Source organism: Candidatus Macondimonas diazotrophica, assembly GCF_004684205.1.
Lineage (GTDB): Bacteria > Pseudomonadota > Gammaproteobacteria > UBA5335 > UBA5335 > Macondimonas > Macondimonas diazotrophica.
This window is the reverse complement of the sequence record NZ_SRIO01000002.1, coordinates 49,484-76,255: the sequence shown is the minus strand read 5'-3', so window position 1 is coordinate 76,255 and position 26,772 is coordinate 49,484. Positions and strand designations below refer to the sequence as shown.

The window sequence follows — 26,772 nt, the reverse complement described above, 5'->3', positions numbered from 1 at the left end:
TAGCGCGTTGGCCTTTGACCTGCTCAGGCAGTTTTGCGGAGGCTCGGCCGCGCATCACCATGCGTGAACCGCAGAATTTCGTCCGCTGCACCGACATGCCCGCCCAGCGCCCGAATCTGCCGGCTCAATCGGGAGGCGTTACGCTGGTAATGCTCGTGGGTGAGGATGTCATTCACCGCAGCACGAAGATTCTCCACCGTGAGATGCTCGGGCTTGATCATGAGCCCCGCACCTTGCTTGCGAATACGGCGTGCATTGAAGGCCTGCTCGAACTGTTGCGGCACCATGACCAGCGGCACGCCGAAATAGGTGCTTTCATTGATGCTGTTCATGCCACCGTGGCTCACGAACACCTGCGCGCGCTTGAGGATGTCCAGTTGCGGTACGCGATTGCGAACCAGGAAATTGGCGGGAATTGGACCCAGCGCAGCGATATCCGTGTTTTTGCCGACCGACATGACGACTTTGCACGGCAGATCGGCCAACGCCTTGAAACATTTGAGGTAAAAATCCTGCTTGGCGTTATGGACCGTTCCCAAGGAGACATACACCAAGGGTGTCCTGCCCCCCCAGTTGGCGGGCAGGTCCATGGCTGGATCGCGCCCTTCCGGGATGGATGCACCCACTAGGACATAGTGCTTCTTCAGCATTTTCGGCATGGGCTGGGATGCCGGCCCCAGAAAAACGAGATTCAGATCGCCTTCATTGATAAAGATATCGAAGCCATGATGAATCAAATTGCGATATTTCACGCCGACGGATTTCAACAGATTTATCACACGGCGCCGAGTGCGCAAAACCTGCGGCGTCATCATGGTGATATCCCGGGCGACCTTCATCAGCAGCGCTGGATCGCTCATGAGCAACAGTGGTGAACTGACGATCGTGGTGACCAGACAAATTCCCGGGACACCCAGCCGCTTGGCCAAATATTTTCCAAACATGCAGCAGGAGTCGTAGAGAATATAATCTGGCTTGTCTTTCTCCATCACTTCGACCAGGCCGGTCAGGGCACGTTCGGCATGATCCAGCATCATGAAGGTCGCTGCGCCCAAGGAAGTGGCCACCTCTGCACTATGCTGATACTCGAAAAATGGATGATAGGTGCGAAACGTCGCGCCCAGCGCCTCGAATTGCAGGCGACTGTCTTCTCCCGCGTAATAGATGACCCGCTCGCCGCGAGCGATCAGTTCAGACACCAACCCAACGGTGGGGTTGATATGTCCGGCCGCACCGGGCAGATTGAAAAGAACGGCTGTGCTCATCGCATCTACTCTACTTCTCGTAATTCTCGATTCTGGGACACGGTTTCATGACCGAAGGAATCGAGCCTGCGGCACCGTTATTCATACCGCGCCTTTTCACTGCATCGGCAGTCGTCGCTAGACATGAAGGGGGACCCTAGCAAGGACCGCCACTCGCACGCCACGCGTCTGCTTTTGGAGACACTTGGAGCCGCCATGGGTCAGCACTAGCGCCACCCTGCAGGGCGTATCGTGTCGGACTGGGAAAGAAGCGGCCGAGAATCACTTACCCCATCGCAGCCGATAGGGCGTTGACGAGGCGCTTCAGATCATCATGCACCGGGGCACGTCCCCCCAGTTGCTGTAAATCCGTCTCGCGAAACTTGCCAGTTCGCACCAAGACCGCTTGCAAGCCGGCATCGAGTGCGCCCAGCACATCGGCCTGGACATCATCTCCGACCATCATGACCGATGCAGGCGGAAGACCCATTTGAGCGCACGCTTCGAGAAAAATACCGGGGGCAGGTTTGCCCAATGTCTCGGCTCTACAACCCGCGGCATACTCGAGGCCGGCGACGAAAGCCCCGGCATCCAAGTTCAATCCATCGTCACTCATGAAGTAGCGGTTGTTCGCAATGGCAATCAGAGGCGCCCCATCCACCAGCAAGCGCAGCGCCGTGTTCAGCCGGCGGTAGGTAAAATATCGGCCGGCATCACCCACAACGACGGCATTCGGCATCCGCGTGTTCAAGCCAACGAAATCGGGCCGAAGGTGTGGATGAATCAGAAAATAGGGGCGCAGACACCGTCTTTCCAGAACGGCCCGTGTCGCCAATGGCGCGGTGAGCAATTCGGCCGCCGGAATATCGAAACCCATCCGCGCGAGGTGATCCAGCAAAACCGCATGGGGCGTTCGACTGGTGTTGGTCAAAAACCGCAACGCCAATGGCAAACGCCGCAGTTGTGCCAATGCTTCGCGGGCCCCGGGCAGTGGTGTGCTGCCGACGTGCAGCACACCACTCAGGTCCAGTACACATCCTCGAACTGCAGGCAAATGCCGTTCCACGGCCGTTCCAGTCCAGTCCTATCGGGACGAATCCCGTGGATGGTCGCTGTAGGGTTGCCGCAACTCCACAGGCTCCACGGCTCGCGCGCTTTTAATGCGAATGTTGATCATCTCGACGAATATCGAGAACGCCATGGCGAAATAGATGTAACCCTTGGGTACATGGAACGAGAGTCCTTCAGCCACGAGCACCATGCCGATCATGATCAGGAAACTCAGCGCCAGAATCTTTACCGATGGATGTTGGTCAATGAAATTACTTATCGGATTGACCGCCACCAGCATGAACAAGACAGCCACCATGACTGCGATCACCATGACGGGGATATCATTGACCATGCCGACCGCCGTGATCACGGAGTCCAGCGAGAACACGATATCCATGATCCCGATCTGGAGAATCACGGCAGCAAACCCGCCCATGGCTTTGGCATCGCGGTCGCCTTCAGCGCCTTCGAGTTTGTCGTAGATCTCCAAAGTCGCCTTGACGAGCAAGAACAACCCACCACCCAATAGAATCAGATCACGCCCAGCCAGCTCGAAACCGGCGATCGAGAAAAGTGGCTTGGTCAGCCGCACCATCCACGCTAACGACAACAGCAGCAGGATACGTGTGACCAGTGCAACCAACAGACCCAGCTGACGCGCACGGGGCCGCTGGTTGGCAGGCAGCCGATCGGACAGGATGGAAATGAAGACGATGTTGTCGATTCCCAACACGATTTCCAGAAGAATCAGGGTTACCAAGGCCACCCAGGCTTCCGGATTGTTCACCCACATCAGCCATTCGGTCATACGGTGTGTCCGTCCCACTCAGTCCAGTTAAAATTGGCCCGCCGATCGCCTACGACCGCCCTATCGTGACGGCATCCGTGCGGTTGGCGGGAATCGGGGCACCATCGAGCCCGTTCTTCGTATACGGCCCATGGTAACCAATCACGGCCTCACATCGCGCATCAGAGCCAGGCTCAGTACATGCAGAAAAACGTCCGACCCACTGCGGCGCCCATCGATACCCTAATCGTCGGGAGCGGACTATCCGGCGCGCTGATGGCATTGGAACTCAGCCGCGCTGGACACCGGATCACCATGGTTACCGCAGCCGGCCGGCCCAGTGCCTCGCACGCGGCCGGGGGACTCATGAACCCGTTCACCGCACCGCGCCTGGCGCCCATGCGCGATCTCATTGCACGATCCACGGCCGCCCGCCAGTATTATGAACGATTAGGCCACGAACTGGGCCACTCCTTGATTACGCCGACGAGCGTGCACCGTCTGTGCCAAAGCGCTTCCGAACGCGCTCGCGCGCAATCGACTCGCCATCCGTGGCTGGGGCCATGGTTCGAAACACCGCCCATTGCCGAATTCAGGGCACCATTCGGCGGCTTGGAAATCCACAACGCCTGGCGATTGGATCTTCCAACCATGTTGGCATCGGCAGCCGGACGAGTCGACGCCTATGGCCATCAACTTCCGGATCCATTCGATTGGTGCCGCATCGATCCGCGAAATGGCTGCATCATGTGGCGCGGCCGTCCGGTCGGCTGCGTGCTGTCGTGCGAAGGCGCCGGCATCACCCGTAATCCCTACTGGGACGGATTGCCACTTCAACCTAATGGCGGCGAAAGCCTGATTGTTCGGCTCTCGGCGGAGTGGTCCACTGCCGTCAGCGCCGGGATCACGCTGCTTCCTCTTGGAGAGCGCCGCTATTGGCTCGGCGCAACCCATCAACCCGGACATTCCGCCGCCGGGCCGACGAACGCTGGACGGCATCAGCTGCTCCAGCGACTACAGGATCATGTCACTGTTCCGCTAACGATCGATGTGCTCGCCCATCACGCCGGAACCCGCATGGCAACACCCGATCGTGAGCCGGTCCTGGGCCGCCACCCGAGGTGGTCTTGGCTCGCCATCTTCAACGGACTGGGCAGCCGCGGCATCCTCCGTGCGCCTGATAGCGCGCAGCAGCTGACCCGACACCTGACGGGCGGCGCCCCCCTTCCCGCTGCAGTGGATGTGCACCGTTATGCCACCCGACTCGCCGCGCCCTGAAGCGTTGATTCGTGCCGTTCATCGCCGGTTGGCTACATGGGTTCAACCCGGCGATGTGGCGCTTGACGCGACCTGCGGCAACGGTCACGACACGGTTCATTTGGCACGACTGGTCAGTGCGCATGGCCAAGTTCATGCCATCGACATCCAGCCGGAGGCCATTGCGGAAACCCGGGCTCGCCTCTTATCCAGCAATCTCGCAGCCCGCGTTCGACTCCATCAGGGCAACCACGCCTGTCTGCCTGACCTTTTGCCCCCGGAATTACGTGGTCAGCTGCAAATCGCCGTATTCAACTTGGGATACCGGCCTGGATCGAACCATTGCATCATCACGCGACCCACCACCACCTTGATGGCGTTGCAAGCATGCACCCAATGGCTCAGCGACAATGGCGCGATAAGCATCATGGCTTACCCCGGTCATCCCGGCGGGGACCTTGAGGCCCATGCGGTGGCTCGATGGAGCGAATGTCTGCCTGAGCGAGACTGGCGCGTCTGGTGGACCTGTCCACCATCCAAACGCCGACCCGCGCCACGCTGGGCGTGGATCAGCCGGGCCACCCTCGACCCTAGAGAGGTCGAATTAGGCCCGAAGTAACGTCAAACCCTGTCGCTCTAGGTCACCTCGGGGAAGCGAAACGGCGGGCGGAACGTCTCACACCGCGCTTCCGATCTGCAATCCTAATAATTGGCATAAGCATTGCTGGATAGAAAGCGCATGGACGCACAACACACAACCGGCCTTTGAGACAACAGAACAACAAGCATCCCTGTTCTCCCAACCACATGCTTTGCCCCCACAACCAAGGGGGCTTTCTTTTGCTTGCGATCGTCGGCATGCGGCGCGTGACAGCGTTCCGTCGCAAGAGGTCGATTACTCGGCTTATTCCAATGCCCCGACGGATGCCCAACACATGGCTCATCACGGAACCGACCGGTTCAGGGCGATGCCGTCATGTCAGTCTCATCCAAGGGGACCGAAAAGCCTGCCCGCTTGCTCGCGCTCCTCAAGGCACCCAGGAGTTCGTCATCCGGTTCACCATCCAACGGCAGCTGCGCGTCACGCAAGAAGGCATGGATGGCCGCACGGGTTTCCCCGCCAACCACGCCGTCGATGCTCGTGATGTTGTAGCCGAGCAATTGGAGATGGCGCTGAATTTCCCGGCCATCGGCGCGGCGATAGCGGGTAACGCGCGGCGCCTTTGCATGTAGGGGCTCCCCACCCGCCAGCCGATCAGCCAACAGTCCGACCGCCAAGACATAGCTGGTCGATGCATTCCACCGCATGATGACTCGGAAATTGGGATACGTGATGAAGATGGGCCCGCGTTTGCCCGCGGGCGCCAGCAGCGAGACCGAATCGGCACGTTCAGGCAGGCGGGACCCATCCAGACGGCGAACACCAAGTTGGTTCCACTGCTCAACCGGCTTGCGTTGACGATAGCCACCATAAGCCAAGACGGCAGGATCGCGCACCATCACCTCCTCGCCCCAGCGATCGCCTGGACGCCAACCCATGCGGCTCAGGTAGTTCGCTGCCGATCCCAGAGCATCGGGCAGGCTGCGCCACAGGTCGATGCGGCCATCGCGATCATAGTCCACCGCATAATGGCGCATGGTGGTCGGCATGAACTGCGCATGTCCCATGGCGCCGGCCCAGGAACCTCGCAGATCGGCCAGATTCAGGCGACCCTCGTCGACCATCGCCACCGCATCGACGAATTGCCGGCTGAACATGCGGCTACGTCGGGCATCGCAAGCCAATGTTGCGAGCGCGTCCAAGGTCGGAATGTCGCCGAAGTAATTCCCGAAATTGGTTTCCAAGCCCCATAACGCTACCAGGTACTCCGGGGGTACCCCGTACTCTGCATGGAGGCGCATCAACAGGGGACGGTGCTGCTCCAGAAGTGCCTGCCCGTTTTGCAGGCGCGTCGGACTGATGCTGCGTTCGAGGTAGTTCCAGAACGTCGAGACAAACTCGCTTTGCCCCCCTCGATCAGTGCGCACAACATCGGGGCGCTCTTTGATGGTCGCAAAAGCGGTTGCCAGTGTCTCCGACCGAACGCCCGCCTGACGCGCCTGATTGCGCAGATCACTCAAGCAAACTGCGAAGGAGTCGGACGCGCTCCCGACTCCGGACATGCAGGCAAGAAGAGACGCCATCAGGATTACAATCAATTGTTTATACATGAAACTTTCCGTTCAGTCTGCGCACGCGAAACCCACGAATTGCTGACCATACCGGCGCGGCTGTGCGATGGCAAACGTTGCCGGAGCGCCTTTGAACGCGACAGAGGCATCTATTTTGCTAGAAAAAATCTACCAGTCACCTGAACCAACCGGAAGACGCGCGATATGGTCAAAAATCCGGAATCACAGTTGGGAATGGTCTTATCAGCGCAACAGCCCATCGGTGCGATGACGCTATCATCGACAATACAAACCTGAATAACGCCAATAGCGAATCTACGATTAGGGGGTTCCAAGTGAATCGAAACAGCCATACGACGTGCCTGAAACGCCTGTCCCTGTCATCGCTCATGGCCGGTCTGCTTTGCTGGTGCATCGTCTCTCCGGGCTACGCCGCAACGTCCTGCCCCGCGGCCGGAACTGTTCCGCCGGACTTCCAATGGGGACTGGTCGCCTATCACGTCAACTTCCCGGGTTATGAACTGCAACCCGAGGATCTCGAGCGCATGGCACAAAATGGCATCCAGTGGATCCGCATCGATTTCGCCTGGGGCCGCATCGAACCCGAGCAGGGTGCGCTGTTCGATTTCAGCTACTTCGATATGTTGGTGGAAGCCGCCCATGCGAACGGAATCCGCATCGCAGGGACGCTCGGGAACGGCTACAACACCCGTGTTCGCCCAGTCTCGCCGCTGTGGACCCGGAAAATGATTGGGCCCCACTATGTGGCAGCCTTGACCCGCTATGCCGATGCAGTCGTGGAACGCTACGCAGACGATGTCGATGTCTGGGGACTGGAAAACGAGTTGCACATCGCGTTCATCCATGTCCTGCTGCAATGGCGAGAGGGTCTGTTCCCGCCGATCATCAACCGGGAAATCCTGCGTACGCTCTCCCAGGCTGTGGAACGCCACGACCCCGATTCGGAAATCGTGCTGACCATCAGCCCCGGCTTCCCGGGCTGGCAAAGACATATCCGGGAATCGGCCGAGCGTTTCCGCTTCGATGCCGTTGGGCTCTACTCTTACCCATCGTTCAATGCCGGTGCCCCACCGGTCGGTTTCGAAAACCTGGTCACGAACCAAATCAAGGAGGCGCACGCAGCCAGTGGTGGAAAGGACGTCATGATCTTTGAGACCGGCTACCAAACGCCGCCGGACGATCCTCAGACGCCGGAGGATGAAGGCACGCAGCTGCGCGAGCAGCAGGCGACCTATATCGAAACCATGGTTCGGTCAGCCATCGACGGCGGCGCCAAGGGTGTTTATTTCTACCAGTATCTGGATAATCCCGATGAACTCATCCCGCGGGAAGAAGTATTCGGATTGGTGGAGCCCGACCGGACACCGAAGCCCGCATGGACACGGTATGGCGACATCATCGAAGCTTGCACGACGCCTGCCCCCTGAGTGTCGATCGGAGCCTGTCCGACAAACCCAAGTCTCTTTTCCATCTTTGCATTGAACCCCGCGTGAGGAGTTTGGGATGAGAAGAAACAAGATTCGGTGGCTTGGACGGAGCCGGATCATGCGAGCAACCGCCATGGCCGGCTTGGGACTGACGACCGCCACGGCAGCCCTTGCGGATTGTTCGGACGCGCGTGGAATCAGCCTACCTGAAAGTGCCGAGCTTTCCAGCTACTCGGGCTACTACGTCGGGGGAGACGGGTGTTTCTATGATCCGCACAGTATCGATGTCATGACGGTTCCGCCCGCCGTCGGTGCTTCCGGCATGCGGGACGAGCGGCTCATCTTCGTCAATGGCGCGAATCCCAAGGCTGGCCGCGAGCCCTACTTTCTGAAACTGCTGGCCGAAGCACGCGACATCCCGACCGTTGGCGTGCTGAATACCCAGACCGACGAGAACCTCAGCTCCCCACCCACCATCAAGGGTGTATCCGCAGTCAAGACCCTTGAATCGCTGATGCTGCAAGCGCTCGAAACCGGTAGTGACCTGCTGGTGCGGGGAGGCAGCGGTGGCGCTAGTGTCGTTTCCGTGGCGCTTGTTCGGACCAAGATGCGCTGGGCGGCTCGTCACCCCCGCCCCCGCAAGCTGGATGACACCCTACGACAGCTCAAGGTAGAAACTTTTGGGGGGGTGGGTTTTTTCTACCCGGACGGCCCCAGCTACGTGCACTATGCGAATCTGAAAGACCCGAACGCACAACGCCTGGGGGTACTCAACCCACTGGTCAAGCCGGGGCAGGGAGCCGTGATTGCCTTGTTTCAGGATACCTTGGCGCCACTCGAAGCGGACTACGAAGTCCTCACCCCAGAGAACGAAATCATTCTGTCACACCACGGATTCGGCGTTTATAACGCGAATCAGCGCGACTTCGATCGTCTCTACCGGTTTTCGCCCAAAATCCTGCCGTATCGCTTCGTTCCGCTGATCAGCAAGTCATCCTGAATCCGGCAGGGCTCGAAGAAGACACCGTAACAGCGCTACAGGACGACCTCGAATCCCTCGAATTTCGGCGGCCCCAGGTACATCGAACGGTTCGATCCCCCGGCGTTGGCATGAGCCTTTCGGAATGCCTCCGAATGGGTCCATGCCTCGAATGCGGCGCGCGACGCCCAGATTGAATGCGACGCGAACAGCGTATGGTCATCTTCGGACGAGCCGCGCAGCAGATGGAATCCCTGAAAGCCGGGCACGCCCTGCAAATGACTGTCACGCTCGCGCCACAGCGTCTCGAACGCTTCCTCTTCGCCGCGGGCGATCTTGAAGCGATTCATGGCGATGAACATCACTTTATCTCCAAAGAGAAACAGGCAGCCCCGGGAGATTCCCGCGCCGCCTCCGGAGCGACGGCGCGGACCGATTCAGCTTACTTCTTGGCCTTCATCAACAGGCCCATCTCTTCCATGGCACTGCCCGGGATAATGTAACCTTCGGTATCACGAATTTCATCAAAATGATCGCGAATATACTCGATTGTCATACTATCCGGGTTAAAAACCCCTTTTGTGGCGCCTATAAAGATACGCCCCACCCGCCCGGCAGCGGCCGAATAGATCTCGCCGTTGACCTTGCACGACTCATGGCAAAGATAGGCGACGATCGGCGAAACAAGCTCCGGTTCCATACGAAATTGGGTGGCCATGGGCCCCATGAGTTCCTCGGTCATACGAGTCTTGGCGCCCGGCGCGAGGACGTTGGCCTTGATGTTGTATTTCTGGCCTTCCTGCTTGAGCACATTGGTGAAACCGACGATGCCCATCTTGGCCGCGCCATAATTGGTCTGGCCGAAATTGCCGAAGATACCGGCTGCCGAGCTGGTGTTGACGATGCGACCATACTTCTGCTCGCGCATCAGCTCCCAGGCTGCTTGTGTCACCCAAAAGGCGCCCTTCAGGTGCACGTCCAGGACCGGATCAAGGAATTCCGGCGACATGTTCTTGAAGGACTTGTCGCGAAGAATACCCGCATTGTTGACCACGATGTCCACGCGACCGAAGGCGTCCAGCGCGGTCTTGATGATGGCCTGCCCGCCCTCAACGGTGGAGACGCTGTTGCGATCGGCCACGGCCTCGCCGCCGGCTTCCACGATCTCCGCTACCACCCGCTCGGCCGCCGTGGCTGACGAGCCTGACCCGTCGACGGCACCGCCGAGATCGTTGACCACCACCTTGGCGCCGCGCGAGGCCAGCAACATGGCATGCGCGCGTCCCAAACCATTGCCCCCACCGGTCACCACTGCGACCCGCCCGTCATAACGCAACATATCGGACATTTCCCTGTCTCCTTGTCAGTTCTTAAATTGACCACCATTCGGTGAAATGCCACCGGGGTGACGCTTAACGATAGTGACCCGGGCACCCACAGGCAAGCGCCCGCCAGCGGATGTTATTCCAGGATATCGCGCCCATGGCGCGGCTGAATCGGACGATTGTTGTGTCCACCAACGAGCTGGGCCAACCGCGCCACCTGGGTAGACGCGACGGTGGGATGCGACTTCAGAATGAGCCACAGCACGCCCTCCGAACAGGGCGGTGTGGTCAGCGACCCACTGAGGCGAAAATAGCCCCTGCTTTGCGGCAACAGTTCCCGGGGATCGATGAGTCGACCGGCATCCAGCGTCGCGCCGGCCTCTTCAGGCATCGCCGGCCACAGGGATTCGAGGATGGGGAGCGATGGACCTGAATCGAAAAGGACCGCGACCACTGCCAGATGACCCGCCTCATCCTGGTGAACGAAATGGGCTTCCAACGGAAACGCATGGCCTTTGATGTGGTGCTCGCTCGGCGCATGGAAATGAATCTGCTGCAAGTGATACCGGTGCCCGTCCAGAACGAAGCTTTCGTCCTGCTCACCCGCCGGCGAAATCTGCATCGCATGTCCGGTATTGACGATTTGTGCCGGCATGGGTACGTAATGCCAATCGAGGGGATGCAATGCCGCCGAAACAGGGCGTTCCACATCGACCGGCGACTGGCTGTGTCCGCTCCGACAGGTCTCATACGCCGACGACAGCGCCCCCCACTGCGATGGACCGTAGGGTCCGTTTTCAACGTAATCCCAGTGGGGCGCCGCCGCGGTCAGCACCGGCAGCGCCACCAGCCCGACGCTCACGGCCACCTTGACGCCATGGTTAGACCGGACACGATGCATCGACGAACGAGAACGCATGGCGACTATCCTCCCTTGTCAGAGCAGGACCCAGAATGCTTGCCCGCAATGACGAAATACCGAGATCTTACCCCGGTCAGTCCAGCACAACGCCGTGATTCGAGAGCGAGGCGTCATCCGGACCATCCGGGTGCAACAGCTCCTTGACCACCGTTGTGGCGAACGCTCCCGGCGGCAGCGTGAACGACAGCATGAGCCCGGAATCCTGCCAGCAGAAACGGGCCTCACGGGGGAACACGCGCAAAGCCCGACGATCCTGGCGCAACCCAACACGCGCCAAGCCGGTAGCCAGCTCCGGATAGGTCGCCACCAACCCATTCTCCAACGCCCGAACAGCGCCATCGGCTGCCGATTCCCCAGCGCCCCACAGCGGGCCGGTTGGGTGCAGCTCTCCATCCCGTATCCGCACCGCGATCTCATCAGCCGATTCATCCGGCCCGTACACGAACCAACTGCCACGACCCTCGAGTTGCAGGACATCGCCGATCCGGGCGACATCCCACGACTGATCCTTCACACGATGTGCGAGAAGCTGGTTGAACAAGGCGCTCCGCGCCGCTGAAAGCAGCAGATCGCGCTGCGAACGGCGCGGCGGACGCCCGCCGGCAAACCAGGCCAGCGCTCGCGACACATTGCTGCCACCTTCTCCAAACCGCTGGGGGCCGAAATAATTCGGTACTCCACCGGCCATGATTTGCTGCCAGCGCGCCTCTGCAGCCTCCCGATCTCCCTGCACATTGCGGATATGCAACTGAAATCGATTTCCGGCGAGCGTTCCGATTCGCAGCTTGCGCCGATGCGGCACCACCGCCAGGATCCGGAGCCGATCCGCGAGCAGCGCAGCGAGCCCCGCATGCCAGTTGGGCTCTTCCCGTCCCGCCAGATCGACCGAAAACCATTGACGGGCGACGGCCCGACGATCCTTTCGCCCGCCGTATCCCACCGCATGACGTGCGACACCCGCCACCTGCGCCAAGGCGTCAGCCACCTCACTGGTGTTGAGCAAGCGTTTCTCAATGTGAATGAGGCGGTGCTGACCCTCGCCATCGGGTTCGAAACCGAGTACCTCTTCGACGAGGAAATCTTCGGGCGCCACTCGCAGTTGTCCGCGCAAAGGCGGCAAACCGTATGCGCCGGGCAACCAATCGACGTTGCCCAGAAGCGCCGATGCAATGGGTGTCCATGCCTCGCAGGCGATCTCCGTGGCCTCAGCGCACGACGCAGGCTCAGTCATTGACGATCTCCTGGAGCAAGGCCACAGCGTGCACGGCGATGCCTTCGCGTCGCCCGATAAAGCCGAGTCCCTCGGTAGTGGTTGCCTTGATATTGACCCGATCCTCGCGCAGACCGAGATCTTCCGCAATCGATGCTCGCATCGCCGGAATGTGTGGCGCCATCCGCGGTGCCTGGGCCACGATGGTGATGTCAACATTGGCGGGCCGCAAGGCGCGCGCTGTGATCAACAAGCGCACCTTGCGCAGCAGCTCACGGCTATCGGCATCGCGCCACTGTGGATCGGTGTCGGGAAAATGCTGGCCGATATCGCCCAGGCCAGCGGCGCCAAGGAGCGCATCGCACAAGGCATGCAAGGCCACATCGCCGTCCGAATGGGCGATCAGACCGCGTTCGTGGGTAATGCGCACACCGCCCAATGTGACAAACGTGCCGGGGCCGAATGCATGAACGTCGAAACCGTGACCGATTCGCATCATTTCCTCTCGGCCGGATCCCCGGCATGTGGATCATGGCGAACGCTCAGAACGGCCTCGGCCAGAGCAAGGTCCTCAGGATAGGTGATCTTGAGGTTGTCGGCCCGGCCGGGCACTAGCCGAACGGCATGACCGGCACGCTCCATGGCCTGCGCTTCGTCGGTGACCGGAACCCGCTCACGCGCAGCGCTGGTCAGCGCTGCGCGCAAATGGTCCAGACGAAAGATCTGGGGCGTCAATGCCCGCCACAGGCCACTGCGGGATACGGTTTGAACCACCTGTCTCCGGCTGTCCGCCCGTTTGAGGGTATCCGCCACCGGCGTTGCAAGGATGCCGCCTGAAAAGGCCGGATTGTGCGTGCATTCGATCAGCCGGCTCAAATCTTCGGGATGCAGGCAAGGACGCGCAGCGTCGTGCACCAGTACCCAATCATTGCTTTGTGCCCGCTTGGCCAGCGCATCCAGTCCACAGAGCACCGAATCCTGCCGCTCCGAACCGCCGATGACCCGCTCGATGGCCGGATGCGCCAACTCCGGCAGGCTGTCAACCTGCTCATCCTGCGCGCTCACCACCAGCGCGATGCCGCGGATTCGCGGCTCGGCCAGCAGTGCCTGCAATACCCATCCGAGTATCGGCTTGTTCAGCAGCTGAATATATTGTTTGGGGCGATCGATTCCCATGCGCGAGCCAAGTCCCGCAGCCGGAACGATGGCCCATACGTCGGTGGGATCAACGGCGGGACGGGCGCTTATCATCGGGTTTATGCACGAATTGGTAGAACGTTTCACCTTCGCCGACCATACCCAATTCCCGCCGCGCGCGCTCCTCTACGGCTTCCAGTCCCTGCTTGAGATCACGGACCTCAGCGGCGAGGACATCATTGCGTTCGGCAAGTGCCTCATTGTCGGCCGCCTGGCTTGACACCATGCGCCCCAGCCTGACCCACTGGCGCAATCCGTCGGGCGCGATCCAGATCTGGTAGTGGAGGACCACCAACAGGCCGATCAAAAACAAGCCCAGGCGACGCGCCACCCGCCCTCCTTCCAAGACCGTGTCGTTCCGAACGGGGCAACAGCCGTCTACGACCTCAGTGTTTCAAACGCCGTGGGAAAGCACCCATGCCGGGATACTGGGCGCGGGCACCAAGCTCGGCCTCGATACGAAGCAAACGGTTGTATTTGGCGACCCGATCGCTGCGGCACAGCGAGCCGGTCTTGATCTGGGTGGCCGTGGTCGCCACCGCCAGATCAGCAATGGTATCGTCCTCGGTCTCTCCGGACCGGTGAGAGACCACCGCTGTGTAGCCCGCGTCGGTCGCCATGCGGATGGCCGCGAGCGTTTCACCGAGCGTCCCAATCTGGTTCGGCTTGATCAGGATGGCGTTGGCGATGTTCTTCTCGATCCCTTCAGCCAGAATCGCCGTGTTGGTGACGAACAGGTCGTCACCGACCAGCTGCACCTTGTCGCCCAGCCGCTGGGTCAGCAGTGCCCAGCCGTCCCAGTCGCCCTCGGCCATGCCGTCCTCAATGGACAGGATGGGGTAACGCTCGACCAGTCCGGCCAGATAGTCGCAGAATCCGGCGGCGTCAAAGGATTTTCCCTCGCCTTCCAGCTGATAGCGGCCGTCCCGGAAGAACTCGCTGCTGGCCACGTCAAGCCCGAGGTAGATGTCCTTGCCGGGCGTGTAACCTGCGCGCTCAATGGCTTCCAGGATGGTCTGAAGCGCCTCCTCATTGGAGCCGAGGTTGGGGGCGAAACCACCCTCATCGCCCACCGCTGTGGCCAGCCCGCGGCCATGCAAAACCTGCTTGAGGTGGTGGAACACTTCTGTGCCGTAGCGCAGAGCTTCGGCAAAGCTGGGCGCACCCACCGGCAGGATCATGAATTCCTGCAGATCGACATTGTTATCGGCATGCGCGCCGCCGTTGATGATATTCATCATCGGAACCGGCATACCGGTGGCCTGCGCACCGCCGAGATAGGCATACAACGGCTTGCCGGCATGAATCGCAGCCGCCTTGGCGGTGGCGAGCGATACGGCGAGGATGGCATTGGCGCCGAGGCGGGATTTGTTCTCGGTGCCGTCCAGCGCAATCATCAGCTGGTCGAGGGCGTCATGGTCCTGCGCGTCCTTGCCCAGCAGAGCCTTGCGGATCTCGCCGTTGACGTTGGCCACCGCCTTGCGGACACCTTTGCCCAGATAGCGGCCTTTATCGCCATCGCGCAGCTCCACGGCCTCACGCGAGCCGGTGGATGCTCCCGATGGGACGCCGGCCCGGCCAACGCTGCCATCATCGAGATGGACACTGGCCTCGACCGTGGGATTTCCGCGCGAATCGAGGATTTCGAGAGCTTCAATCGCCGTGATCTTTGCCATGTTTCGTACTCCGATGAAATGAGGACCGACTGGAATATGAAAAGATTACGCCTCGAATGCGCGAACTTCCTGCAGCGGGCGAGCTTTCACCACTGCATCGAGCGCGACCAGCGTTTCAAGCAACTCGGCCATCTGATCTAGCGGCCAGGCGTTGGGGCCGTCGGACAACGCCCGTTCCGGATCCGGATGGGTCTCCATGAACACACCCGCCACCCCTGCCGCAACGGCTGCACGGGCCAGAACCGGCACGAACTCGCGCTGACCACCGGACCGATCACCTTGCCCGCCCGGCAACTGAACGGAGTGGGTGGCATCGAAGACGACCGGACAGGCGGTTCTGCGCATGACCGCCAGCGCACGCATATCCGAGACGAGATTGTTATAGCCGAAGCTCACGCCGCGTTCGCAGACCATGATCCGATCATTGCCCACCGCGCGCGCTTTCTCGACCACATGGTGCATGTCCCAAGGCGCCAGAAACTGGCCTTTCTTGAGATTGACCGGCAAGCCCTGGCGCGCCACATTCTGAATGAAGTCGGTCTGGCGGCACAGGAAAGCTGGCGTCTGCAGCACATCGACAACAGCCGCGACTTCATCCAAGGGTGTGTATTCGTGCACGTCAGTGAGCACCGGCACCCCAATTTGCCGCCTGACGGCTTCCAGCACCCGCAGCCCTTCCTCGATCCCCGGCCCGCGAAAACTGCCTGCAGAGGATCGGTTGGCTTTGTCGAAACTGGACTTGAACAGGAATGGGATGCCGAACCGGGTGGTGATTTCCTTGAGCTGCCCGGCCACATCGAGCTGCAGTTGCAGGGATTCGACCACACACGGACCGGCGATAAGAAACAAAGGTCGGTCGATCCCGACCTCGAAATCATACAGCTTCATGCGGGAGCAGCCTGCTGGTCACGTCGTTCACGAACTAGGCGCGCAGCTCGGATAAAACCGGAAAAGAGCGGGTGGCCGTCGCGCGGCGTAGAAGTGAATTCGGGATGGAACTGGCAGCCGAGAAACCAGGGGTGGTCCGGCAACTCGATGATCTCGACCAATCGCCCATCGGCTGACCAACCCGAGATCCGCATGCCCTGGGATTCCAGCGCAGCGCGATAGCGATTGTTGAACTCGTATCGATGGCGATGACGCTCGATGATCAGCTCGCGCCCGTACAGGGCATGTGCGAGCGAATCGGACATCAACCGACAAGGCTGCCCGCCGAGGCGCATGGTTCCGCCAAGGTCTTCCCGACCGCTGCGCTGATGGACGCTGCCGTCAGCCTGCTGCCATTCGGTGATCAGCGCAATGATGGGATCTGGTGTCGCCGGATCGAACTCGGTGCTGTGCGCCTCGCCCAGCTTCGCCAGATGGCGAGCCAGTTCCACCACGGCCAGCTGCATCCCCAGACATATCCCCAGATAGGGAACACCCTGCTCGCGTGCATACTGAACGGCAGCAATCTTGCCCTCGATACCACGCCGCCCGAACCCGCCCGGAACCAGAATGGCATCCAATCCTTCGAGCAGAGATACCCCATCGGTTTCCAAGCGTTCTGAATCGATATACCGCACCACGACTCGGGTCAGCGTATGAATACCGGCATGCTTGAGCGCCTCGTTCAGCGACAGATACGCATCCGACAGATCAACATACTTGCCCACAAGCCCGACGGTCACCTCGCCATCCTGCCGGTGGCGAGCCTCGACGACAACCCGCCAGTCGGACAGATCGGCAGGCGGCAGCTCCAACCCGAAACGTTCACTGACGATTTGATCGAGTGCCTGCCGATGAAGCAGTTCCGGAATCTGGTAGATATCCTCGACATCCACTGCCGATATCACGGCACGCTCGGATACATTGGTAAATAGGGCAATTTTGCGGCGCTCTTCCGGGGGGAGCGGCCGATCTCCACGGCAGATGAGAATGTCAGGCTGAATGCCGATGGAACGCAATTCCTTGACCGAATGCTGAGTCGGCTTGGTCTTGATCTCTCCGGATGCGGAAATGAAAGGCACCAGCGTGAGATGGATGAACAAGGCGTGGCCCGACCCCAGTTCCGTTCCCATCTGCCGGATCGCTTCCAGGAAAGGCAGCGACTCGATGTCCCCGACGGTCCCCCCGATTTCCACCAGACAGATATCGGCATCGCCCGCGCCGGCATGGATGGAGCGCTTGATCTCGTCGGTGATATGCGGAATGACCTGCACCGTGCCACCCAGATAATCGCCGCGGCGTTCCTTCTGGATCACCGTCTCGTAGATGCGACCGGTCGTGTAGTTGCTGTGCCGGCCCGTGGTGGTGTGCACGAAGCGTTCGTAATGGCCGAGGTCAAGGTCGGTTTCGGTACCGTCCTCGGTGACGAAAACTTCTCCATGCTGGAATGGGCTCATGGTGCCCGGATCCACGTTGATGTAGGGATCGAGCTTGATCATGGCCACTTTGAGCCCACGGGCTTCCAGGATAGCTCCCAGGGAAGCCGAGGCAATGCCTTTACCCAGAGAAGAAACAACCCCACCGGTCACGAAGATGAATCGCGTCATGCCGCTTCCATTGCTTTAATAAGATTGAGATGGAGGCGGATGATGGTTCAGGCCCCCCAAAGATGGGGCTTTAGCCTAGCACATCACCCCAATGCGGACAACGAAATCCGGCCAGTGCGCGGCTACGATTCAGTCTCGCCGACGTTGCCAGCCCCACGACAAGGCACAAACTTTTGATCTTTCATGACACGAAGGCGGCAGATCCGCTTCGGAATCGGCAGAGGCGCCTCGAACAACCGCGGACGTCGAGTTGCGGATCAGCATCTTACTTAGGTGGGTGGGCATGCTGACGCGCCCGGTCAAGGACAATAGAGAGCGCACGGCAATCCACAAGATGGGCTGCCGTGCGCTCACGTCGAAGACGCCGAGATCAACGCGAAGCGGCCACGGTCGGCCACTTCGCGTCGGGTCGCCCCAGATCAGGGCGCTGTGGAAATGGAAACCGGCGGAACCAAGGGACCGACAAAAGGAATGGCCTGCAGTGCCATGGTCGCAGCCGACAAGCCCATATTGGCCCGATCCAAGCCGGCTGAGCGCGCCGAACTCACCTTTGCGGGATATCCCGACGCGTAGGTGCTCACCAAGTCGCGACCGTAGTCGACCACAAAACTCGGAGCCTTGCTCGAAAACACTTCATAGGCAAATGGCGCTGTATATTGACTCAGTCCAACATTCAGAAAATAGGCTTGCCCCGACACGTCACGAAGATCTTGATCGGAAAGATCACTCATGCCCGCAGAAACGGTCATCGAGAAACCTGCAAGAGCAACGCCGGCAAACGCCATTTTGATGTACTTTTTCATTATATGGTCCCCTAGTGAAAAATATGAACATTTTAATCGAAAGGCGGAATCCGATTGGATGCCACCGGGCAAACAGATCAGAAATCAATCGAAAGAAAACATACCCAACATGAAAACAAAATCAAAAAGTGAATTTTCATGAACAATTGCGAAAAGATAGACGACTCGAAAAAGGCCGGAAAATCCGGCCTTCCAGGCCGATGAAATCAAGGCGCGGTGATGCTCACATTCGGTACGAACGGGCCAATCAACGGCTTGGACTGCAGAATGCCTGAAGCGGCCGCCAACCCCCCGTTCACATCCGTCAGAAAGCCACTGCGGGTTGCTGCCACATTCGAAGGGTAGTTCGGCGCCCAAATTGCAACCAGATCAGAAATACTTGACGCGGTCACAGGTGCCTTGCTGGAGAAGACTTGATACGCAAACGGCACCGTGTAGGTATCCGTTACTGAACCGGCGACCGTTACCGTGTAGCCTGGAATCGACTGCCCGGTCACATCGCGCATCTGAACATCCGTCAGATTAGACATTTGCGCACTGACGGGAAGAGAAGTGATAGCCAGTGCGGCGAGCGAACCCAACAACACAACCTTTTTCATGAATCCGTCCTCCAGGATTTGATATGCTCATAAGCCATGACAGCTTTCTGAAAAGCTTGTTTGCTGTCACCGTGAAACAACAGAGCAATTCATGGGCCAATTGTGACAAGCCATGAAAAACCAGAGTTTGGACAGAAGAAAATGATTTTCGCCCGCTCTCGAAAATGACAAAAAAAAGCAGATTCTGCCCGATCAGGTCAGAATCCGCATCGAAAAAGTTTTACTCACTCAGATGACGATAGATCAGGCACTCATGTTCTGCGAATTGATCGCGTCGAACTGAACAAGCGGAATCTCACCCGGTGCGTCTTGCGCCAGCATGTGTGAAGTGGCGGGAATCTCCAGTACCTGGATGCGTGTTCCGGCCTGATGAGCACTTCGTGCCATGTCACGTCGGCTGAGGATGAAATCCATCTCGGCAATGAGAATCCACATACGTGCGTTCGGAAGAATGTCATACGCGGCCGTTGATCGGGATGCCATCCAGGACTCGATATTCCGCACATTCGTCACAATTGTTCTGGCCCGCTTGGCGTTGAACCATAACCGCGAAGCCAGTTCGAGCTTCTGGCCACTCGGTGGGCCGAAAACCAGCCGGCCCAGCAGCCGCATCGGCAAGCGCCTGAGCAATGGCATCAGTGCCGGGAGAAGCCACAGACCGATCGGCGTCGCCGCGAGCGCGAGACTCGGGTGGATACGTCCTTGGGGCAATACCGGTGTTTCCAGAACATATTCGATATCGGATCCGAAGCGGCGATGCAGATGGGGGGCTTGCAAAGCGGCCTCGAGAACCACGGCTGCGCCGCGCGAGTGTCCATGTAAACGAACCTGAGGCGAACGGAGCAGATTTTCGAGAATGAGGTTCACAACGGCCGCGTCATGCTCGATCGTGCCGACCGCATACGGCAAGGGCTGATCCCAGCTGGCCTGCACGGCGCGCGCAGCGGCAGCTACCGTTAGGTCATGGTAATCGGCATTGTTAAGGTAGATGCAGTCGATTTGAGAATCGTCATAGAGGCCATCGAAATACCAGACCTCCTCGAGGAAGCCCGGCACGCAAATCACCGTTCCCCGAGGTTCGCCGCTCGCCCGCCGGACGAGCGCGTGACAGGCGCCGATACGGTAGATCTCACCGTCAAAATCCTTGGCATAAATCGGTTGCGTCGGCCGGTCCAGATAGCGGCGACGCAACACCAGCGTCAGCGCAACCAGACCGACAACCAGAAGCCATCCGTTCATATGGTTTTCCCGTTATCACGTTCCAAACCGCTTCCCGAAACGTCAATTGGTCTGGGTCCCACCGACGGTCAGCCCATCGATACGCAGTGTCGGCTGCCCTACACCGACGGGCACACTTTGCCCATCCTTGCCGCAGGTGCCGACTCCCTCGTCGAGTTGCAGATCGTGACCCAGCATGCTGACTCGCCTCAGCACTTCCGGACCATTACCGATCAATGTCGCGCCTTTGACAGGCCGACCGAGTCGGCCGTTTTCGATCCGATAGGCTTCACTGGCTGAGAAAACGAATTTTCCGGAGGTGATGTCAACCTGGCCTCCCCCGAAATTGACGGCATACACGCCGCTGGACACCGATCGGATGATCTCTTCGGGGTCGTGCGGACCGGGGAGCAAATAGGTATTCGTCATGCGGGGCATCGGCAAATGGCTATACGACTCCCTTCGACCGTTTCCGGTGGGGGCCATTCCCATCAACCGGGCATTTTGCTTGTCTTGAAGATAGCCTTGCAGACGGCCATTTTCGATCAGCACGGTCTGCTGACTGGGTGTGCCTTCGTCATCGACGGTGAGCGAGCCACGCCGATCCACGAGCGTGCCATCATCGACCACGGTGCACAGGGCGCTCGCCACCGTTTCGCCGAGGCGACCACTGAAGGCGGAGGTTCCCTTGCGGTTGAAGTCACCCTCCAGGCCATGGCCGATCGCTTCGTGTAGCAGGATGCCAGGCCAGCCCGGCCCCAACACAACGGTCATGACCCCGGCTGGTGCTGGTTCAGCCTCCAGGGCAACGAGCGCCTGACGTACCGCCTCGCGCGCATGATGACGGGCGGCGTCGCGGCCCTTCAGGATCTCGTATCCGAACCGCCCCCCGCCGCCCGAGCTGCCCCGCTCGCGGCGGCCGTCCTTTTCCACGATCACTGACACATTGATCCGTACCAGCGGCCGGACATCGGCAGCCAGCGTCCCATCGGTGGCTGCCACCAGCATGAGCTCCTCCACTGCAGCCAGGCTGACCATCACCTGACGAACCCGCTGCTCACGCCGCGCCTCGGCCTCCGCCGCCTGCAAGAGCGCGAGCTTATCCGCCACGGCCACACCACCCAATGGGTCCCGATCATCGTAACGCCGCATCACAGACGGTTCCCGAAACGACACACCGCTCACCTTCGCGGTGCGATTCTGGCCTTGTCGAAGAATGGCCCGAGCCGCTTGTGCCGCTTCGCGCAGCGCCTGGGGATTGAGTTCGTCCGAGTAGGCGAATCCCGTCTTTTCGCCGGACAGAACGCGCACGCCCACACCCTGCTCGAGGGAAAAATCGCCCTCCTTGATGCGCCCGTCCTCCAGGCTGAACGACTCCGAACGCACCTGCTGGAAGTACAGATCCCCGCCATCGGCGCCCGATCCGCTCAATTCGTGCAACGCCCCGAGCAGGATGCCGTCATTGAGCCCCCCGGGCGTCAGCAGTCGCTCACGCACCCGGTCCAGAACGGGGACTGGATCAGTCATTTCCCTCATGACAGCACAACTCCGAAGCGCCGGTGAGACAAGGCGGGGAACGCCGTCCGCAAATCGTGAACACGTCGCGTATCGATATCGCCTAGGACGATCCCCGATCCTCGTGGCAAGACGTTGATGACCGCGCCCCAAGGATCGACCAGCAGGCTATGACCAAAGGTTTCGCGACCGTTCGCATGGTACCCGCCCTGAGCTGCCGCCACACCGTACATGAGATTTTCCACGGCCCGGGTCCGCAACAGGAGGTCCCAGTGGGCCTGACCGGTGCGGGCGGTAAATGCTGCCGGCAAGGCAAACCATTGCGCGCCCGCGTCGACCATTCCCCTGAACAGTTCGGGAAACCGCAGGTCATAGCACACGGCCAAGCCCATCCGGCCCGCTGGGGTATCCACCACGACGATCCGATCACCAGGCACCTGGGTAGACGATTCACAATAGGCTTCGCCGCCAACCGGCAGCCGGACATCGAACAGGTGGATCTTGTCGAAGCGGGCAGCCTGCTGACCCCGATCATCGAAAACAAGGCAGGCCGGGGAGACTTTCGCCTGCCCTTCAAGACGCAGCGGGATGGTGCCGGCAACGATCCACAGCCGCTCGCGCTGTGCAATACGCGCGAGCTGATCCTGGATCATGCCGGCCCCAGGGACCTCAGCGATCTCGAGCTTATCGTGCTCGGTCAGCCCCATGCAGGCGAAATGCTCAGGCAAAACCGCAATGCGGGCACCGGCCTGGGCCGCCTGCACCAACCACCGTTCCGCTTCAATCAGATTTGCAGCAACCTGCGGTCCGGAAGCCATCTGGATGGCCGCCACCTTCACCATACGCGTATCCTCCTAACAGAGCGGACGATAAAGCGCATCTGCCACCCTGTCCAGCCAAGGGGAGCTTGGCTCAAGGCTGGCCGGTTTCGGGCAAGTTGAAAGGACCTTGCTCCCGTTCCAACGTCGCAGAATCAAAGTCGCCCTCAAATCGATATCGGATCTGCACGAGCCGGCTCACGGGCCGGCGCCACAATTCCCGCCCCATGAAAACCACTGCCCCGGCAACCGGACCGCCCGCAACGGTGGCAGCCAATGCCAGACCGGCCGAGAGACTCGGAACCACCACGACCTCCTGGTCAAAACGCCGCCGGATTAGATCGCTGGTTCCACTCATCCGAACATCCGCCGCCGACCCTTTGAGTTCCAAGCGGCGCGTTTCCACCACCCCTTTTTCCAGATGAAGATCACCGCGTATTTCGTCAAACGGCAAGCTGGGTCGAAACACACCGGAAAAGTCCCGAGTGAGCCGTCGGGGGAGATCGTACAGACCCGTCAGACTCATCAGAATCCCGGTGGTTGGACGGGTCTCACGGAAATAGATGGCGCCTTCCTTGGCTTCGAACTGAAAGTCCCCGAGAGCTTGTGTCGGGCTCATCTCCCACGGGGCTCCCATCCAGGTCAGATTGGCATCGAGCCGAGCACTCTGGGCTTCCATGGCATCCGGATATCCAAACCGCCGGGCCAAGGTCGGCAGATCAGCGCTCTCCACCCGGAAACGGAGGCTGGACTGGACACCCGATGCCCGTTGACTCCAGGCTCCCGAGCCACTGATCCGGACCGCGCTGCCGTCGAGGCCCCATCGCGGAACCGTGAGACCATCTGGCCCCGGCTGCAGTTGCATATCGGCACGACCCAGGTCACTACCGTGGTAGCGCAGCCGCGCGATCCGGATCTCCATTGCCGGCAGTTTCCGTGGATCCACGGTCGACCGCGTGGGCACGGCGCGGGCCTGTGGCGACGCCGCACCCGCCCCACCGAATGCATCGAGATCGAACCACTTCAAATCCACCCGCACGGCATTGTCACCGAGGGCGGGGCGAAAAACGCCATCGAGCGCCGGAGACTGCACGTGCAAGCTGGGCGTCTGTCCGTCCCCCCGATTCAATGCGACGCGGACATCAGACTGCTGCAGTGCCCCCCATTGGGCCACGCCGAACGCCACATCCAACCCACCAAGCCATGCGGGCAAAGCCCAGGACTGCTTCACGGTGACCTTTCGAGGTGCCCATACGGATTGCCATGCTGCAAGATCCTGAAATGACACACGATCGAGCTTCCCCCGGATCCACAGTCCCGATCGGTCGGGCAAGCGGCGCACAGGCTGGTTCAGGCCGATCAACCCCCGATCGAACTCCCATCCACGATCCCGCTTTACCAGACGGAGCGTACCCTGCAACAGTCCGCCAGCCTGATCAAACTGGATCAGATGCTGTGCACCATCCCCACTCCCCTCGACCACCAAGGCCCGTTCCATCGCGGAGCCCTTGGCCAACGGTGGCGGCCAATCGAGCGTCATTCCGTCCAGCGAACTACGCCCCGACCACTGCAACCGCCCGCCGGGACGCACGTCGAGACGCGCATCGAATGTGGTAACGCCCTGGATGGTTCGGGGATCCACCACTGTCAACTGGCGCCTCAACACCGACGCCGGCAGCCTCCCCCCGAGCTGGATCCGCGTGGCGTGAAAGCCGCTGCTGCTCAGGCGTTCATCCAAGGCACTGACCCGCAGATTCACCGGCTCGCCATCCAATAGCGCCTGGATGTTGGTTGCCTCCAACCGATCCTCGCGAAAGCGCAGGCTGCCCCGGATATTGCTCAGGCCGACACGCCACTCGGGTTTCTCAAGCCGGGCGCCGTCCCAACGAACCAACCCGGATACCTGGGTCTCACGGATGTTTCGCAGCGGCAGACGCAGGGATAGCGCCAGATGGACAGGTCCCTGTCCCCGTGCCCCTTCCAGCAACACCTTGACGGACCGGCCTGGAGGGGCATGGGAAAGATAATCCAACGCGGCCTGGTGATCACCCACGCCTTCCCCATTCGCGATCAAAAGTGGCTCCCGGTAATCCGCCATTTCCAATCGGCTTCGAGTCAGCGTCAGGCCGTGACTGCGCGCTGATTGCACCGTGACCTCGAAACCCGAACCGGTAAAACCAAGGTCAGCCGAAACCGCTTCAAAGGCCGGCCAGTCGGGATTGAACCGCACCACGCCCTCCTCAACGTGTGCTTTGACCTCGAAGATCCCACCCCCATCACGGAACGGAAAACGCTCCAGATCGCCCCGGAGTCGCAATCGGCCATCCCGGATGTGGCCGTCGAGAATGGCGCTTCGCAGCCAGCGCGCGGTAGCCGGCGGCAGGAAACGGCGCGGCAGATAGCGATCCAGCGCGGCGGCGTTGCCTTTCTGGAAATCCACCTGCAAATCAATCGCGGGCCGCTGTCCGTTCCGCCAGGCGAGCGCCAGCGTCCCCTGGGCTGCCAAGTCCGGATGCTCGAGCCGCATTTCAGGTGACCAGAGCTTCCAGAGCCGGCCATCGCGCTCCCATCGCAGTTCCGACTCGAGTTTTCCCTTCGGCCAGGTTTTGGTGAACAGATCGGGATACTGGAAACCGACTGCGTCGCCAGCAACACGCAGCCACCCACCGTCCTGATCCGCCCGTAGCGAGCCGGTCAAGCCGGACATGCCCGGAATCACCCCCAGCGCAGACCACCCCAGATTCTCGAAGCGCCCTGCCAGGTGGGTTTCGTTCCACGTTCCATCCGCCTCACGCTGGACAGCGAATGCCAGATCACGGAGATCTCCCGTGACCGGATTCTGGCTCCACGCCGTCAGCTGCTCACCACTCAGCTCCTGACGCCAGATCAGAGGAAGCGCCATCCAGAGTCGCTGCGCGTCCTGCAGGCGCAAAGTCGACAGACTGCCGGACACGGCCATCTGCCCGGCAGCCTCCGGGCGCTGCACCACCAGCGTCCCTTGTACGGCTGGCCAAGGTCGCCCGTCCAATGCCACTTGCACATCGACGAGATTGAGCGCCCAATCCTGCACGGTGCCGCGCCAGGTGAAGCGGCCAGCCAGCCGATCCAGATGGCTGCGGTCATGGTGATCGGTCTCTGGGAGAATCAAATCCCGCACATCGGCGAGCAGCTCGAACCGGCTTTCCCCTGCGGGGTCCCAATGCCCCGTAAAGTCCAGACTCAGGCGCGAGCGGTGCAGATCCAACCAGCGCCCCAACCAGGGATCGAGATAGTCCTTGGGCAAAGCTTCCGTAAGCCCCGCTTCGATCCCGATGACCCACTTCTGCGGCTCCGCCAGTGGCCCCCGAGCATCGAGAACCAGCGAAAAATCACGTCCCAACATGGCTGCGGAATGGCTGGAGACGGACACGCGATGCACTTGCTCGTGACTGCTCAAGCGAAGATCGACGCCGCTGAAGCGCTGGATGGGTTCCTCGCGTCCTGCCATCACGAAAACGATGGTCGAGTCCCGAAGAGTGATCTCACCGAGCCGTTCAAGAACGGGGATCGCGGCCCTCCATGCTGGTCCGGCCTCCCCCGCCTCGCGATCCAGCACAATGCCTTGAATCAGCCATTGACCATTCTCGCGCCGCTCAATCCGCACATCTGCTTGGCGGATCTCCAACCGATTCGGCAGCTGGATACGCCCACTCACGAGATCCAGAAAGGAAAATCCGACCCGTACTTCCTCAAGCGCAATGGGCGCTTGCTGATCGATCGCCCGCACGGAGACACCGGACAAAGCCACCTCCGGGCCATGCCAAGTCCAATGGAGGGTCATCGTGTCGAGGGCGACCACTACCCCAAGACTCCGTTCCAACCACTCAACCACCTCCGGACGATGGTTTGGAACCTCACGCTGCAGCCACAGAGCCCCGGCAGCCAATGCAAGCACGGCGAGAAGCAGTACGCCGCACAGGGCCATGCCTCCTCGCCATAATCCGCGTCCTGCCAATCTCATCACGCGCCTCGCAAA

General features: G+C 60.5%; 24 protein-coding genes. 4 read left to right on the top strand and 20 right to left on the bottom strand.

All coding sequences use genetic code 11. The annotated features are described in order from the left end of the window. Positions 1–23: 23 nt before the first annotated feature. From E4680_RS01920 to E4680_RS01910, 3 genes are all read right to left on the bottom strand, one after another. Entirely contained in the window at positions 24–1,265 is a 1,242-nt protein-coding gene (locus E4680_RS01920; protein ID WP_135280690.1) for a macrolide family glycosyltransferase, read from the bottom strand. Between the two features lie 265 nt (positions 1,266–1,530). Continuing rightward, positions 1,531–2,298, bottom strand: a complete 768-nt coding sequence (locus E4680_RS01915; RefSeq protein WP_135280689.1) for a TIGR01458 family HAD-type hydrolase — start codon at positions 2,296–2,298, stop codon at positions 1,531–1,533. Positions 2,299–2,328: 30 nt separating this feature from the next. Then, positions 2,329–3,105, bottom strand: coding sequence for a TerC family protein (locus E4680_RS01910; RefSeq protein WP_135280688.1), 777 nt, complete (start codon positions 3,103–3,105; stop codon positions 2,329–2,331). Positions 3,106–3,285: 180 nt separating this feature from the next. Between E4680_RS01910 and E4680_RS01905 the strand changes: the two genes are divergently transcribed. Beyond that, the gene (locus E4680_RS01905) at positions 3,286–4,362 is read left to right on the top strand and encodes an NAD(P)/FAD-dependent oxidoreductase (RefSeq protein ID WP_135280687.1); all 1,077 of its coding nucleotides are present in this window, start codon (positions 3,286–3,288) and stop codon (positions 4,360–4,362) included. After that, positions 4,337–4,960: a tRNA 5-(aminomethyl)-2-thiouridylate-methyltransferase MnmM gene (mnmM, locus tag E4680_RS01900; protein WP_167792331.1), complete on the top strand. Its 624-nt coding sequence runs from the start codon at positions 4,337–4,339 to the stop codon at positions 4,958–4,960. The genes E4680_RS01905 and mnmM overlap by 26 nt, the downstream gene beginning before the upstream one ends. 341 nt (positions 4,961–5,301) lie before the next feature. Here mnmM and E4680_RS01895 read toward each other — a convergent pair whose 3' ends face one another. Beyond that, positions 5,302–6,462 carry a lytic murein transglycosylase gene (locus E4680_RS01895; protein ID WP_167792330.1) on the bottom strand — a complete coding sequence of 387 codons (1,161 nt, stop codon included), beginning with the start codon at positions 6,460–6,462 and terminating at the stop codon, positions 5,302–5,304. Positions 6,463–6,848: 386 nt separating this feature from the next. Between E4680_RS01895 and E4680_RS01890 the strand changes: the two genes are divergently transcribed. Together E4680_RS01890 and E4680_RS01885 are read left to right on the top strand one after the other, a co-directional pair. Continuing rightward, a complete protein-coding gene (locus E4680_RS01890) occupies positions 6,849–7,961 on the top strand; it encodes a family 1 glycosylhydrolase (RefSeq protein ID WP_135280684.1) in 1,113 nt (370 codons plus the stop codon). 118 nt (positions 7,962–8,079) lie between these two features. Then, positions 8,080–8,961, top strand: coding sequence for a hypothetical protein (locus tag E4680_RS01885; RefSeq protein WP_135280683.1), 882 nt, complete (start codon positions 8,080–8,082; stop codon positions 8,959–8,961). A gap of 35 nt (positions 8,962–8,996) precedes the next feature. On the opposite strand, the gene hmuQ is transcribed toward E4680_RS01885, so the two are convergent. The 16 genes from hmuQ to E4680_RS01805 all read right to left on the bottom strand — a co-directional run bounded on the left by hmuQ (position 8,997) and on the right by E4680_RS01805 (position 26,757). Continuing rightward, entirely contained in the window at positions 8,997–9,302 is a 306-nt protein-coding gene (hmuQ, locus tag E4680_RS01880) for a heme-degrading protein HmuQ (protein WP_135280682.1), read from the bottom strand. Between the two features lie 80 nt (positions 9,303–9,382). After that, the gene (locus E4680_RS01875) at positions 9,383–10,279 is read right to left on the bottom strand and encodes an SDR family oxidoreductase (protein ID WP_276605605.1); all 897 of its coding nucleotides are present in this window, start codon (positions 10,277–10,279) and stop codon (positions 9,383–9,385) included. Between the two features lie 122 nt (positions 10,280–10,401). Next, positions 10,402–11,184, bottom strand: a complete 783-nt coding sequence (locus E4680_RS01870; RefSeq protein WP_135280680.1) for a carbonic anhydrase — start codon at positions 11,182–11,184, stop codon at positions 10,402–10,404. Between the two features lie 76 nt (positions 11,185–11,260). Then, positions 11,261–12,418: a tRNA pseudouridine(13) synthase TruD gene (truD, locus tag E4680_RS01865; protein ID WP_135280679.1), complete on the bottom strand. Its 1,158-nt coding sequence runs from the start codon at positions 12,416–12,418 to the stop codon at positions 11,261–11,263. Beyond that, on the bottom strand, positions 12,411–12,893 hold the full coding sequence (ispF, locus tag E4680_RS01860; protein ID WP_135280839.1) for a 2-C-methyl-D-erythritol 2,4-cyclodiphosphate synthase: 483 nt from the start codon (positions 12,891–12,893) through the stop codon (positions 12,411–12,413). The genes truD and ispF overlap by 8 nt, the downstream gene beginning before the upstream one ends. Then, complete coding sequence (gene ispD / locus E4680_RS01855) at positions 12,893–13,648, bottom strand: 2-C-methyl-D-erythritol 4-phosphate cytidylyltransferase (protein WP_135280678.1); 756 nt, start codon at positions 13,646–13,648, stop codon at positions 12,893–12,895. The genes ispF and ispD overlap by 1 nt, the downstream gene beginning before the upstream one ends. Next, positions 13,623–13,925 (bottom strand): cell division protein FtsB, encoded by a 303-nt coding sequence (ftsB, locus tag E4680_RS01850; protein ID WP_135280677.1) that lies wholly within the window; start codon positions 13,923–13,925, stop codon positions 13,623–13,625. The genes ispD and ftsB overlap by 26 nt, the downstream gene beginning before the upstream one ends. A gap of 55 nt (positions 13,926–13,980) precedes the next feature. Beyond that, a complete protein-coding gene (gene eno, locus E4680_RS01845) occupies positions 13,981–15,270 on the bottom strand; it encodes a phosphopyruvate hydratase (protein WP_135280676.1) in 1,290 nt (429 codons plus the stop codon). A gap of 45 nt (positions 15,271–15,315) precedes the next feature. Further along, positions 15,316–16,158, bottom strand: a complete 843-nt coding sequence (gene kdsA / locus E4680_RS01840; protein ID WP_135280675.1) for a 3-deoxy-8-phosphooctulonate synthase — start codon at positions 16,156–16,158, stop codon at positions 15,316–15,318. Beyond that, positions 16,155–17,804 carry a CTP synthase gene (locus E4680_RS01835; RefSeq protein WP_135280674.1) on the bottom strand — a complete coding sequence of 550 codons (1,650 nt, stop codon included), beginning with the start codon at positions 17,802–17,804 and terminating at the stop codon, positions 16,155–16,157. The genes kdsA and E4680_RS01835 overlap by 4 nt, the downstream gene beginning before the upstream one ends. 419 nt (positions 17,805–18,223) lie before the next feature. Continuing rightward, entirely contained in the window at positions 18,224–18,607 is a 384-nt protein-coding gene (locus E4680_RS01830) for a hypothetical protein (protein WP_135280673.1), read from the bottom strand. Between the two features lie 206 nt (positions 18,608–18,813). Beyond that, positions 18,814–19,206: a hypothetical protein gene (locus E4680_RS01825; RefSeq protein ID WP_135280672.1), complete on the bottom strand. Its 393-nt coding sequence runs from the start codon at positions 19,204–19,206 to the stop codon at positions 18,814–18,816. Between the two features lie 243 nt (positions 19,207–19,449). Then, positions 19,450–20,445: an alpha/beta fold hydrolase gene (locus tag E4680_RS01820; RefSeq protein WP_135280671.1), complete on the bottom strand. Its 996-nt coding sequence runs from the start codon at positions 20,443–20,445 to the stop codon at positions 19,450–19,452. Between the two features lie 42 nt (positions 20,446–20,487). Then, the gene (gene tldD, locus E4680_RS01815; protein ID WP_135280838.1) at positions 20,488–21,951 is read right to left on the bottom strand and encodes a metalloprotease TldD; all 1,464 of its coding nucleotides are present in this window, start codon (positions 21,949–21,951) and stop codon (positions 20,488–20,490) included. A 5-nt stretch (positions 21,952–21,956) separates the two neighbouring features. Continuing rightward, positions 21,957–22,781 carry a carbon-nitrogen hydrolase family protein gene (locus tag E4680_RS01810; protein ID WP_135280670.1) on the bottom strand — a complete coding sequence of 275 codons (825 nt, stop codon included), beginning with the start codon at positions 22,779–22,781 and terminating at the stop codon, positions 21,957–21,959. A gap of 70 nt (positions 22,782–22,851) precedes the next feature. Further along, positions 22,852–26,757 (bottom strand): YhdP family protein, encoded by a 3,906-nt coding sequence (locus E4680_RS01805; protein ID WP_135280669.1) that lies wholly within the window; start codon positions 26,755–26,757, stop codon positions 22,852–22,854. Positions 26,758–26,772 lie beyond the last annotated feature (15 nt).